At 30.2% G+C, this 557-nt stretch carries 1 protein-coding gene; it reads left to right on the forward strand.

The features are described 5' to 3' along the window. Nucleotides 1-557, forward strand: a 557-nt coding sequence (locus IC221_RS29295) for a transposase (RefSeq protein ID WP_188172329.1), incomplete at both ends; no start/stop codon positions are given.

Here is a 557-nt window from a genome sequence, read left to right on the forward strand (position 1 = left end):
CTCTTTGATTTATCTATTATAGAATATATAACGGCTGACAGGGAATTTATTGGAGGAAAATGGTGGGACTATTTGGTACATCATAAAATACCATTTTATATCAGATTTCGGGATAACTTTGATCTTACTTTAAAAGGAGGAAAAGTTATAAAAGGACATTGGATCTTAAGAACACAAAAGTTAAATACACCCTATTTTCATCCATCTATAGTGACAGTTAATAATGTTTATGTCTATTTTTCAGGGATGAAATATTATGAAAAAGGGGAATTACAATTTTTGATGATAGCTTCCTACAATCAAGTGGATCAAAGTTTTGAGATTTACAAAAACAGATGGCAGATTGAAACGATGTTCAAAGCTTTCAAATCATCAGGATTCAACTTAGAAGACACACACTTAATTCACTATGATAGGATTAATAAACTCTTATATATCATTGCTCTATCATTTGTATGGTCTTACAATATGGGCATTTTTCTTCACCATAATGTCAAGAAAATAAGAATATTGAAGCATGGTAGAAGAGCTAAAAGTTTCTTCAAATATGGGTTAGA

The organism is Flammeovirga sp. EKP202, from assembly GCF_014534745.1.
In the GTDB taxonomy this organism is placed as follows: Bacteria; Bacteroidota; Bacteroidia; order Cytophagales; family Flammeovirgaceae; genus Flammeovirga.